The organism is Sporosarcina sp. FSL K6-5500, assembly GCF_038005665.1.
GTDB lineage: Bacteria > Bacillota > Bacilli > Bacillales_A > Planococcaceae > Sporosarcina > Sporosarcina psychrophila.
This window is the reverse complement of the sequence record NZ_JBBOTP010000001.1, coordinates 2,430,873-2,445,456: the sequence shown is the minus strand read 5'-3', so window position 1 is coordinate 2,445,456 and position 14,584 is coordinate 2,430,873. Positions and strand designations below refer to the sequence as shown.

Here is a 14,584-nt window from a genome sequence, read left to right as displayed (position 1 = left end):
TACATTCCTTCTTCCCGTTTTGTTTTTATTTATAAGCAACGACATTAGTCGGAACTACCGTAGGGACTTTCTTCGATTCATCCTCAGGCTTTTCTCCGCGATCAGTGAGAATTTCAGCATTATTATCAATGTACATTTGCCCTGGTGCGCCGCTTTTCAACTCCGCGCCAGTAACCTTTCCGTTATCACCCATATCAATAAGGAGTTCTGTTTCAATGGCTTTCGCAGGAGAAATCTTACATTTCGTCTCTACTGTCACACTTGCCAAGCTCCGGTTTTCATTACTTTTCAATACGATATTAACAGTTACGCTGCGAGCCTTTTTCGGGTCTGTGTTGGGATCAGCAATATTTTCAAGCACTTTTTGTAGTTCGATATTCACTTTCTCAGCCAATGCGCCGTTCGCGAAACTATTTAAGTCGACAATGTTTTTCATCTTTTCCCATCTCCTTGTTTTTGCATCAAACGATCATAAACTTCTGAAAGCTTTTCGTCGCTCAATGATTCTAGGTAACTTTCCGAGTACTTGGTCATCAGTGTGCAAGTGAAAACTTTTTCATCGCGTTCAGCTTTTCCCAATACCCCAGCACACCCTTTCAAAGTTTCATAGTTTTTTCACAGTGCCTATATTAACGTTTCAAGTTTTCAACCAACCAATCCAGAAGTTTATCGATTTTAAGAGATTGAATAACCGTATTTAACAACTCATTGCATGCTTTTTCAAGATCATCGAGCGCCTTCACTTCTTCTTTCGACGGCCTAGTAAACAACAAAAGGATGATCACTCCGACAATCGTAATTACCGTCGCTATCAATAGTTTTAACAATCTAATATCCCTTCCTTCGCTTTATGCTCGTACTGCGATGCAAATCATTTTTTATCCATCCAATAACTGAACCAAATTCCGATTAAAAACCCGATTAATAATGTCATATCGAGCTATCTCCTTGCTCGCCTACTGTCACTTCTACGAACTCAAAGTTTTCCATCATGTTCGTATAGCCAAAGTTCACAATCGCGTCTTTGCCGTAATTCCTAATCATGATACTTTCATATTTTTTCAAACCCTCAATCGTGTAGTCTTTGTCATAATAGATAGTCGCTTCTTGCAAGTCGTCTGTGACAAAATCACATTCGTCATCGTCCCGAAAATAGTGGTCGCCTATCATTTCAATCTCTTTCGATTCTTCTTTCAAGCGCAATACCCAAGCATCTTTAACTGCCATTTCTCTTTCCCCTTTCTTACTACGCATAATGTGCCTATTATTCAAGCAAAGGTCTTTTGCTCACGACTTCAAGGGCTTGCTGCTCAGTAAAACCCTCTGCAACAAGGGCATCGTAACGGGCCTTGAACAATTTCGCATTCATCACTTGCTGCTCCAACATGTACGGCAATAGATTGCGGAAATTATCTAGATCCATCTGAATTTTCAAGTGTTGCATCGCGTTATTAGGTTCTTGTTTATCACTCATTTTTACTTTCTCCCCTTTTCACATTTCATTTTTCCAATCAACAACTTTCACGCTTCCGCTGAATTCCGAAATGATTTCGTCCTTCATCGACGCATCTTTATACATGTACTCGTATCCAGATAATTCAAATTGGACAAATCCTTTAAATCGAGCTGGCGTATGACCCGCAGTAATTCTTAACCAATGGAATCCGTCGCTGAGCGGACAATGAATTAGTTCCGGGACCAACTCAGCATCCATTATCAATAAGTCGTCTAATGTCATTTGGTTCACCCTTAAACACCCTCTCTCAGCATCTTTTATAATTCTTTTTAGCTTTTTGTGCTAGACGAATTCCGTCTGCACGACCGTACCAGTAACCGACATCCACTCCGTCAGAGTAGCCCGACTTCCCGCCTAACCAATAAAACATAATGGCAATCGTGACGGCCGATAGGATAAAAACAAACGCCATGTAGTTTTGCCCCTTATAAACATTTTCCTATTGCACGAATCTTTATAGCCGCAGAACATCCGCATTGATATTCCTTCGCAGACGCGCTTGGTCCGAGGGAACCTTCGCAATTGCCACATCGCTCTTTATCCAATCTATCTATCTGCTCATAGGCTCCGATGCGAATTTGGCGCATCGCACGCCTTTCTTTCCGCTCCATTGGATGCATCGTTCTTCTCCCTCTGCTCGTAATAAGCCTTGGTGCCTTCCGCAACCCGCTGCAACCGTTCCGTCTCCGACATTTTCGGTGTATTCAAGGCTTTTTCTTCCGTCCAACCCATTTTCGTTATCCGCATGTTTACTGTGTTAGGTGTTAAATTGTTCACTTCCATGACTTCTAGTTGCTGTTCCGTCCATCTTCCGGTTTTAGCCTTTTGCGTAGCTGCTTTCTCCTCTGACCATCCATCGATTTTAATCCGATGGTAAAACCGATTGCGTGCTATACCGTTCTTTGTCGCGGTTTCTTCCCACTTGACCCACGCAAGCCCGAAGGACGATATATTTCGCAACGGCTGGGTAACTGCTCGATCAATATCCCACTGGTAAGTAGCGACTCGTTGGTATACAGCGCGCTTGCTAATCCCGTTTGCTTCAGCAGTTTCATAATCCTTCGGCGTGATGTAGTCGTATCGTTTTTCCATTCTACTCACCCTCTCAATTTTCATTCTTAGAACGGCAAATCGTCATCCGCTACTTCAATCGGACCACCACCCGTTGAAAATGGATCGTTATCTGTTCGGGAGTAGTTTTGTTGAGTTCCTTGGTGAGACGCCCCGTTGTCAATCCCCGAACTATTTCCACCAGTAGCTTTCCGTGGTTCGAGAAACTGCGTACTATCCGCTACGACCTCCGTGGTATAAACACGTTTGCCGTCTTGCCCTTCGAAGCTACCTGTTTGAATACGGCCATCCACTCCGACCAGGCTCCCTTTTTTCAAGAAGTTTGCGACATTCTCAGCCTGCTTCCTCCAAGCTACGCAACTGACAAAATCAGCCTCTCTTTCTCCTGACGCACTTTGGAAAGCGCGATTGACTGCTAATGTGAAGCGAGTGACAGCAATTCCGGTTTGCGTATATTTGAGTTCAGGATCTTTTGTTAAACGTCCGACTAAAACGACACGATTAATCATGCTTTGCCCCCTAACAAATGAGCGTCTTCGTAAATGTTGACAAGGATTTCAATCCGGTCGTTTTCTTCGTTAAGCAGAATGTCGTCCCAATGTTCTCTGTTGGCACTGATATAAAAAGCTCCACCTTGGTAAATCACCCTGTCTATCACCACTTCACCATCCTCTGCACCAGTCGCTATATCCCCCTCATAAATCTCTCGACCATTTTTGTCTTTTAGTCCCGTGAACTGCCAACGACCAAGAATCGAGTACCTGCCTGAGTGTAAATATTCCTCCATTTCACCATTTGTGATTTGGTCTAGTGAGTAGTACAACAGAATTTCAACTTGATCACTGACATGCAACACTAGAAAACGAAACTTAATTTCCCTCATTCCATCACCACTTTCTTAATTGCTAACAAGCTACGTAAAGAGTAATAATCCAACTTCTGCAACGATTCACCATTGCGCCCTTCCGTAACTCCTAAGTTGACCAATTCCTCAATGAGATTGAGTCTTTCCGCTTTAGTCCTCACGTTCTTCAAGTGTTTGCCCCTTTCACGAATCCCCTTGTAATTCTTTTATCAACGCTTCACGTTCCGCATCGACTTCTTCTTTCGATTTCTCGGGAGTAGACGCGTCTTTTTTCTTTTGCTTGTCCTTCCCAAACCATTCAGGCGTTTTCTCTTCACGACCTGGTCGATAGTTACGATTTCCGGAAGATGCTTTCGCTTTTGTTTTCTCTGCCTCGCGTTTCTTTTCAGATGCGAGTACTTGTTCAATACTAGTAATCTTTTTGTTATGCCAATCTCGTAAAATAGCTTCTGCATAATTCCAACGTAGGGCACCATTTTCCACAGATGTTTTCATAGCATGAATCACCAACTCTTCGTTCGTATCATCAATCCACGAACCAATCTTTTCACCAACATGTGGCGTAAGGATTCCGAATCCATTCTTTTCGTAAAACAAAAATGGGGTTTCAGCAATTTCCTTTTCCTCTTCCACACCCGCGTTAATGTTGTTGTTATTAATCTCTGAAGTACTCTCTGTAGTACTCTCTGGTAATGGTCTACCCAAGTTGGGTGCTTCGACTACCTGTTTTGGGTGCTTCGAGTACTCACTTTGGGTAGTCGACTCTACTTTTCGTGAGTCGACGTCTTCATCTTCGATTTCCTTTATTTTTTCATAATCAATTCGATACCATTTTGTTTTGTCAATCGGAAGACTATTAAAATTACCCGAGATCACTAATTGCTTATCTTCAAGACTTTTAATAACTCTTCGAATCGTATTGATACTCCAAAAAGGAAACTGCCCTTGCCATTCTTTCGCGGTATTATAAACCCATTTGTGACCCTCTTCGATATTCACACTGCGATCAATCCAGTAATGTAATTGTTGTAAGAATATCGCTTCCGAGAGTCCGACTTTCGTTGCAAGGGACGGCATAACCAATAAAGGTTTCTCGTCCATAAGTAGTTTCGACATAAATTACCCCTTCTTTCCTTGATTATTTCGGGGTTCTTAGGTACAATGAATTTGTTGAATATTGTAAGAACCTTAGAACTCGCTGTATCCGCAGCGGGTTCTTTTTTATTCATTTACCTCTCACCACTTTCAGTAATTCCAATTAACGAATAGTTCCGGTCCGCCATCTCCTCGCGTAGCCGAATAACCCGCATCCTCAAGAGCCGTTAAGAAAACATCCAGCAGTCGGGGGTCTTCATCCACGAACAATTCAAATCTCGATTCATAACGACCAACTAAAGCGTTCTCCGTAATATCCTCAAGCAGTCGTCTGTACGCTTTACTTTTTAATGCATTTTCCACAAAAATAATTTCGTTCGCCTCAGACAAAACTTTTAAATCAGACGCAGGCGTTAACTTAAATAATTCAATTTGGGGCGACTTTATTAATTGTTTGCTAAAGTCTTTTTTGTCATCAGAGGGCAGAGACTCAGAGTTCAAAGCTTCAAGGACGGGGCGAAACCCGATATACGTATAGCGAGACGCCGACGTACTGTAGTACCAGTAGCGCGCCGAATCGAAGCCACGAAGAGCGCGGCCCGAGCCAACCTCATGATGCGACTCTTGGCACCAACTATACGTATAAGCCCAATTCCAGTACCGATTATGTGTCCCGTTGAACGATTCTTCTGATACATATTCCCCTAAGTCCTCGTTTGTCGGGAACGGGAATGAAGACGTTGCCGTCCGGTTCGTAATAAATGAATCCCACTCATTCGAATGCGGGAATCCACCTAACTCGTAATCCCCATCCAAAGGCCTGTTCCCACCAGTTAACACGCGTAATAGATAGCGTTTCCCATACAATTTAACCTCTACACCGGATATTAAGCCTTGTTCATTTAACTCATCCCAAGAAATGTGCGACAGTATGTTTCTGTCAGCGATTAAAAGGTCTTTCCCGTCACATTTTGCAGGTATCCACGAAATTACCTTATGCGGAGAACCGTTATGAACAATCCCGATTTGTCCGCCATCGTACCTCGGTATATCCCCCGGAAATGGAGCGTGAGTTCCTTCGTAACCCCACGGTTTCTTAGGAAACGGCAATACTTTTCCGTCGACCGAAAGTGCGCCGAACTTTATTTTTTCAGCAAGATTTCCACTCATTTTTTCTCCAACCCCTCACGTTTTTATTCCAACTTCCAAGACTCAGCAAAGCGTATTGCAGCTTGGAGATCTTTCCGCTTCAAGTTTTTATACGAGTCCACTCCGAACTGTGATTTAATATCTCGGAACAAACTACCAAACAATTGTGAGCTAGGTAGAGTTGACCCAATCGAGTACACTCTTTTAGCAACCGCTTTATGCAACCGGACCTGCTCCCCGCGTTCTAACGTGCTTCCTGTCGGCACAAAACCCACTCTCCTTTCACGCTGCCTCGCTTTGTATTTCCTTTTGTATATATTCCCACTGGTTCGGCATCGCAGTTTTCAAATCGACAATCTCCGCGGTACTCATGATGGCGAAAAACTTCACACCGCCGATTAACTTGGAGATTTGGTACGAGTACTCTATGGAATTTTGAGTCTTTATTTCAAAATCAATAAATTCCGCTAGGAAAGATTCGGGAGTCATCATGACGCGGCTGTTACGTTGATATATATCGACGCTAATTACGTTGCGTTCGTCTTCTTCTACGCGTACTTGTAGGTGCTGAACAAGATCCGCGATTTCATTAATATCTATCGTCATTTCGTTCACCTGCCTTTCTTTTTGTCGATTCCATCGAGAGTGCCGGGATATAGGGGGATGAATAACCAGTACGATTTTTTGGAGGAATCAATGGCTTCCCGGCGCCTCTCGACGGAATCGACACTATGTTTCTGCACAGAGAATCATAGTTACTTATTAGACGCACAACCGCTTCAAGATTGCGCGTAAGCATTATCTTCTACCTTGTCCGCGCTTTCGGCCGCTTCGACTTCCCGTCGTTTCTTTTCAAGTAAACGCGGGACAGATGTTCTCAGACAAAATTGCCACATAGCCGCTTTTACGTCTTCCGGTATATGATGTTCGCTCACTCTGTTCCCTCCCTCTCTATAACTCCTTTATTCATGCCGATTCTTTTTTGACATTATCCTTTGCCAAATGCAGTCCGAGCTTAACGCCTTGGAACATTGCACTCATTTGAATTAATTCTTTTTCCGACAAACTTTTCAAGAAAGTAGCCATTTCTTCTACGCTTGGCTGTTCTTCGATATTTAAAATTACGTCCATGCTCTTTCACCTCCCGAAAATCTTTTTCAAAACAATCCTTATTTATCGGATTAACCATATAATAATACAGATTATCTATTAAGTCAACGATAATCGACAAAATAATATAGATTATCCGATTATTGTGTGGTATAATAGATTTGTAAGGTACATAAGGAGGTGCAAACGTAATGAAAAAGGGACTTGCTGATACCCCTGAACGAATTAAGTATTTAAGAGACGAAGTTCTACAGATTAAACAGAACGAGATGTCTCTTATACTTAATCTGAAACAAGGATCACTATCTGACATCGAACGAAAAAAAACAAAAACCGTTACCGATCGTGTCATTAATGACATCTGTCGCGAATTCAATGTCAGCGAAGAATGGCTCCGTAATGGAGTGGGGGAAATATTTGTACAACCAACCGCTTTCTCACTTGATGCATACGCAATAAAAAGCGGTCTCAGCGAACTAGAGACCGACATCATCAAAGGGTATATGGGACTCGATAAGGACATCCGCAAAGGAATCATGACTCACTTCAAAGCTATATTCGCTAGCCACGCCGAAACGGCCGCTACAATAGAAGACGATATTGAAGATGAAGTCGAAAAATATCGCGCAGAGTTGGAAGCAGAGAAAAAAGGGGCAATATTATCAGCTTCCGAAGAGGCAAGAAGCAAATCCAGTTAAAAAATGAATCTAAGGAACTTAATTTCTAGCGCTAGAAATTAAACTAAAGAGTGGCTCATATGCTGCTCTTTTGTTCTATATATAGAAAGGGAGTTTTTGAGGTGCAAGAAAAAACAAACCTTTCCGTCGGCATTTATGTTCGCGTGTCGTCCGAGGAAAGAGCGAAGGAAGGCTATTCGATAGACACGCAAACGCGGCTGCTCAAGATGTTTTGTGAGTCTCAGGGGTGGACGAAGACGGAGTTGTACGTGGACCCAGGCCATTCAGCGAAGGATATGGATCGTCCCGAATTCAAGCGATTAAAAAAAGATATTGAAAACAAAAAAATAAATATCCTATTGGTTTACCGGTTGGATCGCATGACCCGCAACATTCGTGATCTCTTCGACATTTTGAGTCTACTTGACGAACATGGTGCCGGCTTTAAATCCGCCACTGAAAACTATGACACGACCACAGCGATGGGCAGAATGTTTATCGGTCTTGTTGGGCTGTTGGCTCAATGGGAACGCGAGAACCTTGGGGAGCGTGTCACAATCACGATGAAACAGAAGATATTAATTGATAACGAAGCCTCAGGAGCTCAACCTTACGGATATAGGATTGAGGATAAAAAAAGAGTTATCAATGAGGAGGAAAAAGAAATCGTGCTCTTGATGATAGAGCAGTTTTATTCGATCGGAAGCGTCGCTGGCGTGGCGCAAGAATTAAACCGGCGCAATATACCCACTCGAACTAAAAAGACGAGCTGGAGCCATCAGACCGTCCGACAAGTACTGCGTAATCCTGCGTTGTGCGGGACGGTTGTGTATAGCGGCGAAATTGTCGAAAATGCATTCGAAAGTATTTTGACGCCGGATGAATTCGGAACCCTATCACGTCGGATTGAAAAACAAAACATCATTAGATTGCGCGCACCAACAAAAGGTTTGTTTTCCGGCATGCTAAAATGCCCTCAATGCAATCGCACGATGGTCAAAGCATCCGACACGTATCGTTGCAATAAATGTTATGAAAATAATAAAGGCTTGATAAAGGTAAATGAGAAATTCATCAAAGAGGCGTTTTTGAAGTACGTTCGACATAACAGCGAACTTGACCCGGCTGATCAAAACAAAAAGAAAAAAGTCGCGAGGTCAATTGGCGAAGAGATTTCTAGATTAGAACAAAAAAGAGCAAAATACCAACAAATGTACGCTGATGATTTCATGACCTATATAGAATTCCAACAGAACTTAACAGATAACGAAAAGGAAACGGCTCGACTGCGAAACGAGCAAATCGAAGGAGAGGAAGAAGTTAATATTGAGGAAGTGAGAAAGTATCGGTGGAAGCTAACCGAAAGCTTTGATTCCTTCACAAAAGAAGAGGCGATTGAGTTTACAGGATTATTTGTAAAAGAAATTTCCTTCAACAGGACATGCATAAAACACGATAAGAACGGGGTTCCCAAGGCTTATGAGTATGTAGTCACCGACGTGAAGTACAAAGGGTTATAGTTGCAATGAGGGGCATCCAATATTAAATACAGTTTGGTTCACTGAGTTAGCAAGCCCTTTGTATTTATCCGCAACAATTTCCATTGCAATAGCGCTTTGAATCGGATTCCCCGCATTCATGAGTGCCTGACGCATAAGGAATCCGAGTGATGCTAACAACAGGGATGTCGTATAGGCTGTTAATAGTAAAAATGGAATAGACAGCATTTGGAATAGGATAAGTGCTTTCACTTTCCCAACCTTTTTCACTAATGCCGGACCAATAAGCATAGCTACCGCCGTCATCGCAGATCCAAGTGATAAAATAAGACCAATGTATGCATTTGAGGCATCAAATCGGTTTGAGAAATATAAATTCAAGTACGGCACAACAAGACCTGAACCAAAACCAATCAGCAAACTCGCAAATGAGAAATGGAAAATCAGAATGATATTCCGTCTGAAGCTGCTGTCGACTTTCTCAATCTCTTCTTCCACAGGTTCAACGGACGTTTTCTTCACTTGCACCGGTTGAGGCGGCTTGTTTTGAAGTTTAAATAAGGGAAGTAAACCAATGATAAAAATGGTTGCCCCCGTTAGAAGCGCCCAACGAATCGCATCAGCTGCATCGAGAGCCAAGAGGACTTCTAGTACGTCAGCGATAACGCCCCCAAGCAAACTGCCGATAACATTCGCAACCGTCATGAGAGCGAAGTGGATACTAAACATATGGACCCGTTCGGCGGGTTTAGAATTTTCGGCGAGGAATGGCACACCCGAAACTTGCACGAATGCCATGAATAACCCCGTCAGAAATGCTGCGTAAATAATTGGCGTTTCAGCAACAGCGACACTTCGGTAAAACAATGTCATTCCTCCGAAAATTGCACCGCCGACAATCATCCATTTCCGACCGAATTTATCACTTAGAAATCCGGCTGGAACGAGCATAATTGCCGAAGCCAACGCAGTCATAGAAATGACTTTTCCGTTAATAGTTTCAGGCATTCCTAACTCTTTTATATAGAGATTATACATGACCATGAATACACCCATGCCGATCTGGATGAGCACGTTCGCTAGCATGAACAGCCTGACGTTTTTATTGAATGAAGATATTTTCAACTTCCAATCCGCAAACCATTTCCCCATGCTACTCCAACTTTCCATACGCGATACTTCGTTACTCTAAAGATACGTCTTTCAGAATAGTTTTTCAACAATAAAAATGCATCGTGCCAGTTATTGACACCATTTGCACCCTTCAAATTGTGGCAACAGCTGGCACCACACACCGGGTAGTACGGGCAACAATAAAGCAGTCACTTGGAGCTTAATCACAAAGAAAAAAGGAACTTCCCACTTACACGGAAGTCCCCTTCGTCATATCCTTGTCATTCAACTTTCGGAGTACCAGAAGTTCCCGCCTGCAATTTATACATTTGAGCATATTGCCCACCAAGCATAAGCAACTCATCATGTGAGCCTTGTTCAACAATCTCCCCGCGATCTAACACTAAAATACGATCCGCGTTCTTAATAGTAGAGAGTCTATGGGCAATGATGAACGTTGTACGCCCTTTTTTCAGTACGTCCATCGCATGTTGGATGATTTCCTCTGTTTCCGTGTCGATGTTGGACGTCGCTTCATCCAGAATAAGAATGGCAGGATCGAACGCAAGCGCCCGTGCGAATGAAATAAGCTGGCGCTGTCCAGAAGAGAGCGTACTCCCTTTTTCCACAACTGGCTCGTCAATTCCGCCTGGCAAATGTTTCAATACCAGTTCCCCACCGACTGCATCTAGCGAATGTTGCACTTTTTCGCGTGTAATGCGTGAGTCACCTAAGCTAATGTTCGACTCGACTGTCCCACTAAACAAGTAAGGGTCTTGCAGAACAATACCCATATGATCACGAATCGTCTGACGTGGCATGTCACTGATGTTTAGTCCGTCAATCGTAATCTTCCCTTTCGAAGCGTCATAGAAGCGGAACAGTAAATTCATGATTGAACTTTTTCCCGATCCAGTATGGCCGACAAGTGCGACCGTTTCTCCCTGCTTTGCTCCGAATGAAAGATCCTTTAAGACATATTCTTCATCCTTATAAGCGAACCAGACATTCTCAAAGCGGACATTTCCCTGGTAACGGGCGATTTTGTCGTCGCTTACCGGCTCCCCTTCACGGTCCAATAATTTGAAGACACGCTCTGCCGCCACAAGTGAATGCTCGAGACGTGCGAACTGGTTTACAATGCCCGTCACCGGGTTGAACAACCGTGTAATATAGTCTACGAAAGCATAGAGCATCCCAACTGAAATGAAACTTTCTGTGGAGATCGAAGCACCGCCAAAATACCAGATAAAGAACACAAAGGTCAATGACCGGATTACGTCGACAAGGTTATGTGAAGTCGCCGCCTCCACTTTTAGCAGTTTGTTCTGATAGCGGAAGTGTTCATCATTCAAGTCACGGAATTCCTCTTCCATCTGCTTTTCACGACGAAATGCTTGAATGATTGTCATGCCGTTGATTGATTCATTAATCATCGCATTCATGTCACTCACTTTTCCGCGGATGATATGGTTAACCTTCGAAGCGAATTTTCTGTATGCCTTCATCCAAATATAAAGTATTGGTAAGACAAATAACGTGATAGCACCCATTTTAGGATCCAAAATGAACATTGCAATGAAGATTCCTGTAATGTACATTCCGCTAATTGCGAACTGTGAAACGACCGTCACATATAAGTTACGGATTGCTTCCGTGTCATTTGTAATTCTTGCAACAACTTTCCCAGCGGGCAAATTATCAAAATAGCGGATTGGTAATGTCTGAATATGTTCGTAAAGATCATTACGCATTTTCTGTATGATACGGTTTGCCGCCTGTTGCATCAATAAATACTGGAAATACCTAAGTATCGCAGTGACCACAGCGAGCCCGAAAAAGATGGCCAGCAGCTTGGCAATCGGAGCGAAATCCATGCCCCCGCCAGTGGCCCCTGCAATGTGGTCATCAATGATTTTCTTGGCAATCATTGGTCCCATTAGATCCGCAGCGACTGCGAACGCAAGAAGAATAATACCTGTCAGTAATAATTTTTTATAGTCAAGTGCGTAATGGAGTAAGCGTCTACCGGTACCCATATTATTCAACCTCCCCAATCTGTTGGCGGTCGAATTGTTCTTTGTACCAGCCGTTCATTCCAAGTAAGCCCTCATGTGTTCCCTCTTCAATAACACGCCCATCGTCAAGTACGATAATCCAGTCTGCATGCTGAATAGCAGACAGTCGGTGTGTTGTAATAATTGTCGTTTTTCCAGAACGTTCCGTTTGAATATTTTCTATGATTTTCGCTTCCGTTTTCGCATCGACCGCAGAAAGCGAGTCATCTAAAATAAGAATCTCCGGATTTTTCACAAGTGCTCGTGCAATGGATATTCGCTGTTTCTGCCCTCCGGATAATGCAACACCCTTCTCTCCGACAAGTGTTTCAAGTCCTTCAGGAAGCATTTCAAGATCTTTTTCAAAATAGGACAGACGAATCGTTTCCGCAATGTCCGCTTCGGTTGCATCGGGTCGTCCGAATAAGATATTATCCCTGACTGACCGTGAAAACAGAACGTGATCTTGCGGGACGTAACCAATCCAATCCCTTACCTGATCTTTTGTCATTGACTGCATTGGTACTCCCGAGAAGACGATTTCCCCTTCTCCGGATGGATATTCACGCAGTAGCTGTTTGACGAATGTCGTCTTTCCACTACCGGTTTTTCCAACTATCCCAAGCGTATCGCCACGTTTCAAATGGAGCTTAATAGCATCCAAGTTGACCGAATGCGACGTCGGATAAGTGAAAGTAACATCCTGGAAACCTACACTATTAGGTTGTTCAACATTCACGGGATGTTTAGGATCCTTCACATCTTCCTCATAATCAAGCGTCTCTGTCACCCGGTCGAGTGACGCATTTCCGCGTTGTAAAACGTTAATCAATTCACCGATTGCAAACATCGGCCAAACAATCATCCCAAGATAGACATTAAAGGTAACGAGATTCCCTAGCGTCATATCACCAATGGATACAAGGTAGGCCCCGTAACCGAGCCCAATCATATACGTCAGACCTGTCAGTACTTTCGAAATTGGCATGAACAGCGCGTCAATCTTCTCGACGTGCATGTTTTTCTGATAGACATCTTCCGTCATATCAGCAAACCCTTTTTCAGATGCACGTTCCTGGACGTATGCACGAACAACCCTTACACCCGCGACTGCTTCCAAGACGTTATCATTCAAATCACCGAACGCCTGCTGTGCCGTCATATATCTTTCGTGAATTTTCTTTCCTAAAACCTGCATGATAAACGCCAAAATCGGAAGCGGTAAAATCGCCACAAGCGTCAATTTCCACGAAACGAGAAAGCCCATCGTCAAGACTAGCGTCAGTAAATAGAGCGTCGAATCGACAAGCGTCATGATGCCGAAACCTGCCGTCTCAGATATTGCCCGTAAGTCATTTGTAGAACGGGCCATCAGATCGCCTGTTTTATTTTTCTCATAAAACGTGGGGGTCATTTTCAGAAAATGATGCATAAGCTTTCCCCGTAATTGCCGTTCGATTACATAAGCCCCGCCAAATAATTGGTATTGCCAAACATAGTTACTTGCATAATTGAAAAGCATAATTAAAAACATAGAACCAATAAATATAACAAGTAATCTTGCTGTCAACGTCTGTGTATAGATCGAGTCAATTGCCTGCCCGATTAGCCAAGGTGGAATAACAACAAGAATATTCGTCACCATCAGCAGAATAAGCGCAACTGTGTACCTCTTACGATTTTCTTTAAAAAACCATTTTAATTTAAATAGCACTGAAAACATAATTCAATCAACCTTCTTCCCTATTCTCTTACAGCTATCCGCTTTCGAGAGATTCCTTTTTCAATATTTTCCTTTGTTGTTTGATGATTATCATCGTCAACACTCCTTTTCCTATTAGTTAGTCCAACTTTATGCAACACGCAATGCGTGGAAACACCAATTTCTCTTTAGATTAAAACAAAAAAAGAGCACACGCTTCTTAAGATAAGCGTGTGCTCATAAAAGGAACGGCAAAGCGCGCCGGTCCGGGTTTATTTAGTGTTAAAAACTAAAACACGGATAGGTACGGTTTCATTTTATTGTTGTTGTTTTGGAACACGTATACTTTTTTCATTTTCCGTACCTCCCTTTCTATTTCGAGTAACTAACTACTTGTAGGTTATCATTTCCATTTCAGAGTTGTCAATACTTTTCGAAAACAGAATTACTTCAACCATTTTCTATGATGTAATCCTCAAGTCAGTGAGAATCTTACTGTTCGTTAATATTGGATAAATATATGAATGAGTTAAATTGAATATGACACCAACAGAGAAATACGTGATGAATAACAGCTACTATTATATGTTGAACAAATGAATACAGCGTATGCGCTTTACAAGAGCTTTTGGTAGGCCACTGAGAAGGTCCCAATAATTGGAGTGAAATAGAACTCCTACCAATACCGCTTCGACGCTTTGTGGATGCCTCCCGCGATAAGCCAGAAAGA

The 14,584-nt window shown here is 42.8% G+C and carries 22 protein-coding genes; 2 read left to right on the top strand and 20 right to left on the bottom strand.

The window, feature by feature from the left end; all coding sequences use genetic code 11:
• Positions 1 to 25 precede the first annotated feature (25 nt).
• From MKX62_RS11610 to MKX62_RS11530, 17 genes are all read right to left on the bottom strand, one after another.
• Positions 26 to 436, bottom strand: coding sequence for a replication terminator protein (locus tag MKX62_RS11610; protein WP_340741451.1), 411 nt, complete (start codon positions 434 to 436; stop codon positions 26 to 28).
• A complete protein-coding gene (locus tag MKX62_RS11605; protein ID WP_340741450.1) occupies positions 433 to 579 on the bottom strand; it encodes a hypothetical protein in 147 nt (48 codons plus the stop codon). The genes MKX62_RS11610 and MKX62_RS11605 overlap by 4 nt, the downstream gene beginning before the upstream one ends.
• 50 nt (positions 580 to 629) lie before the next feature.
• Entirely contained in the window at positions 630 to 827 is a 198-nt protein-coding gene (locus MKX62_RS11600; protein ID WP_340741449.1) for a hypothetical protein, read from the bottom strand.
• 103 nt (positions 828 to 930) lie between these two features.
• The gene (locus MKX62_RS11595) at positions 931 to 1,227 is read right to left on the bottom strand and encodes a hypothetical protein (protein ID WP_340741448.1); all 297 of its coding nucleotides are present in this window, start codon (positions 1,225 to 1,227) and stop codon (positions 931 to 933) included.
• A gap of 37 nt (positions 1,228 to 1,264) precedes the next feature.
• On the bottom strand, positions 1,265 to 1,474 hold the full coding sequence (locus MKX62_RS11590; protein ID WP_340741447.1) for a hypothetical protein: 210 nt from the start codon (positions 1,472 to 1,474) through the stop codon (positions 1,265 to 1,267).
• Positions 1,475 to 1,492: 18 nt separating this feature from the next.
• Positions 1,493 to 1,738, bottom strand: a complete 246-nt coding sequence (locus MKX62_RS11585) for a hypothetical protein (RefSeq protein WP_340741446.1) — start codon at positions 1,736 to 1,738, stop codon at positions 1,493 to 1,495.
• A gap of 25 nt (positions 1,739 to 1,763) precedes the next feature.
• Complete coding sequence (locus MKX62_RS11580; protein ID WP_340741445.1) at positions 1,764 to 1,928, bottom strand: hypothetical protein; 165 nt, start codon at positions 1,926 to 1,928, stop codon at positions 1,764 to 1,766.
• Positions 1,929 to 2,074: 146 nt separating this feature from the next.
• A complete protein-coding gene (locus tag MKX62_RS11575; RefSeq protein WP_340741444.1) occupies positions 2,075 to 2,608 on the bottom strand; it encodes a hypothetical protein in 534 nt (177 codons plus the stop codon).
• A 26-nt stretch (positions 2,609 to 2,634) separates the two neighbouring features.
• Positions 2,635 to 3,096 (bottom strand): single-stranded DNA-binding protein, encoded by a 462-nt coding sequence (gene ssb, locus MKX62_RS11570; protein WP_340741443.1) that lies wholly within the window; start codon positions 3,094 to 3,096, stop codon positions 2,635 to 2,637.
• Positions 3,093 to 3,470, bottom strand: a complete 378-nt coding sequence (locus MKX62_RS11565) for a YopX family protein (protein WP_340741442.1) — start codon at positions 3,468 to 3,470, stop codon at positions 3,093 to 3,095. Before MKX62_RS11565 ends, ssb begins: the two co-directional genes overlap by 4 nt.
• Positions 3,467 to 3,622, bottom strand: a complete 156-nt coding sequence (locus MKX62_RS11560; protein ID WP_340741441.1) for a hypothetical protein — start codon at positions 3,620 to 3,622, stop codon at positions 3,467 to 3,469. The genes MKX62_RS11565 and MKX62_RS11560 overlap by 4 nt, the downstream gene beginning before the upstream one ends.
• 13 nt (positions 3,623 to 3,635) lie before the next feature.
• Entirely contained in the window at positions 3,636 to 4,568 is a 933-nt protein-coding gene (locus MKX62_RS11555) for a DnaD domain-containing protein (RefSeq protein ID WP_340741440.1), read from the bottom strand.
• A gap of 129 nt (positions 4,569 to 4,697) precedes the next feature.
• Complete coding sequence (locus tag MKX62_RS11550) at positions 4,698 to 5,717, bottom strand: hypothetical protein (protein WP_340741439.1); 1,020 nt, start codon at positions 5,715 to 5,717, stop codon at positions 4,698 to 4,700.
• Positions 5,718 to 5,740: 23 nt separating this feature from the next.
• Complete coding sequence (locus tag MKX62_RS11545; RefSeq protein WP_445683528.1) at positions 5,741 to 5,962, bottom strand: ORF6C domain-containing protein; 222 nt, start codon at positions 5,960 to 5,962, stop codon at positions 5,741 to 5,743.
• 16 nt (positions 5,963 to 5,978) lie between these two features.
• Positions 5,979 to 6,302 carry a hypothetical protein gene (locus tag MKX62_RS11540; protein ID WP_340741437.1) on the bottom strand — a complete coding sequence of 108 codons (324 nt, stop codon included), beginning with the start codon at positions 6,300 to 6,302 and terminating at the stop codon, positions 5,979 to 5,981.
• A 173-nt stretch (positions 6,303 to 6,475) separates the two neighbouring features.
• Positions 6,476 to 6,631: a hypothetical protein gene (locus MKX62_RS11535; protein WP_340741436.1), complete on the bottom strand. Its 156-nt coding sequence runs from the start codon at positions 6,629 to 6,631 to the stop codon at positions 6,476 to 6,478.
• Positions 6,632 to 6,662: 31 nt separating this feature from the next.
• Positions 6,663 to 6,827: a hypothetical protein gene (locus MKX62_RS11530; protein ID WP_340741435.1), complete on the bottom strand. Its 165-nt coding sequence runs from the start codon at positions 6,825 to 6,827 to the stop codon at positions 6,663 to 6,665.
• Between the two features lie 170 nt (positions 6,828 to 6,997).
• Here MKX62_RS11530 and MKX62_RS11525 point away from each other — a divergent pair, with 170 nt between their 5' ends.
• Both MKX62_RS11525 and MKX62_RS11520 read left to right on the top strand, forming a co-directional pair.
• Entirely contained in the window at positions 6,998 to 7,504 is a 507-nt protein-coding gene (locus MKX62_RS11525) for a helix-turn-helix domain-containing protein (RefSeq protein WP_340741434.1), read from the top strand.
• A 101-nt stretch (positions 7,505 to 7,605) separates the two neighbouring features.
• Positions 7,606 to 9,003: a recombinase family protein gene (locus tag MKX62_RS11520; protein ID WP_340741433.1), complete on the top strand. Its 1,398-nt coding sequence runs from the start codon at positions 7,606 to 7,608 to the stop codon at positions 9,001 to 9,003.
• Here MKX62_RS11520 and MKX62_RS11515 read toward each other — a convergent pair.
• The 3 genes from MKX62_RS11515 to MKX62_RS11505 form a co-directional block, all read right to left on the bottom strand.
• The gene (locus MKX62_RS11515) at positions 8,998 to 10,152 is read right to left on the bottom strand and encodes an MFS transporter (protein ID WP_340741432.1); all 1,155 of its coding nucleotides are present in this window, start codon (positions 10,150 to 10,152) and stop codon (positions 8,998 to 9,000) included. The genes MKX62_RS11520 and MKX62_RS11515 overlap by 6 nt on opposite strands.
• A gap of 224 nt (positions 10,153 to 10,376) precedes the next feature.
• On the bottom strand, positions 10,377 to 12,134 hold the full coding sequence (locus MKX62_RS11510; RefSeq protein WP_067205885.1) for an ABC transporter ATP-binding protein: 1,758 nt from the start codon (positions 12,132 to 12,134) through the stop codon (positions 10,377 to 10,379).
• A gap of 1 nt (position 12,135) precedes the next feature.
• Positions 12,136 to 13,875: an ABC transporter ATP-binding protein gene (locus MKX62_RS11505; RefSeq protein WP_067205882.1), complete on the bottom strand. Its 1,740-nt coding sequence runs from the start codon at positions 13,873 to 13,875 to the stop codon at positions 12,136 to 12,138.
• Between the last annotated feature and the right edge of the window lie 709 nt (positions 13,876 to 14,584).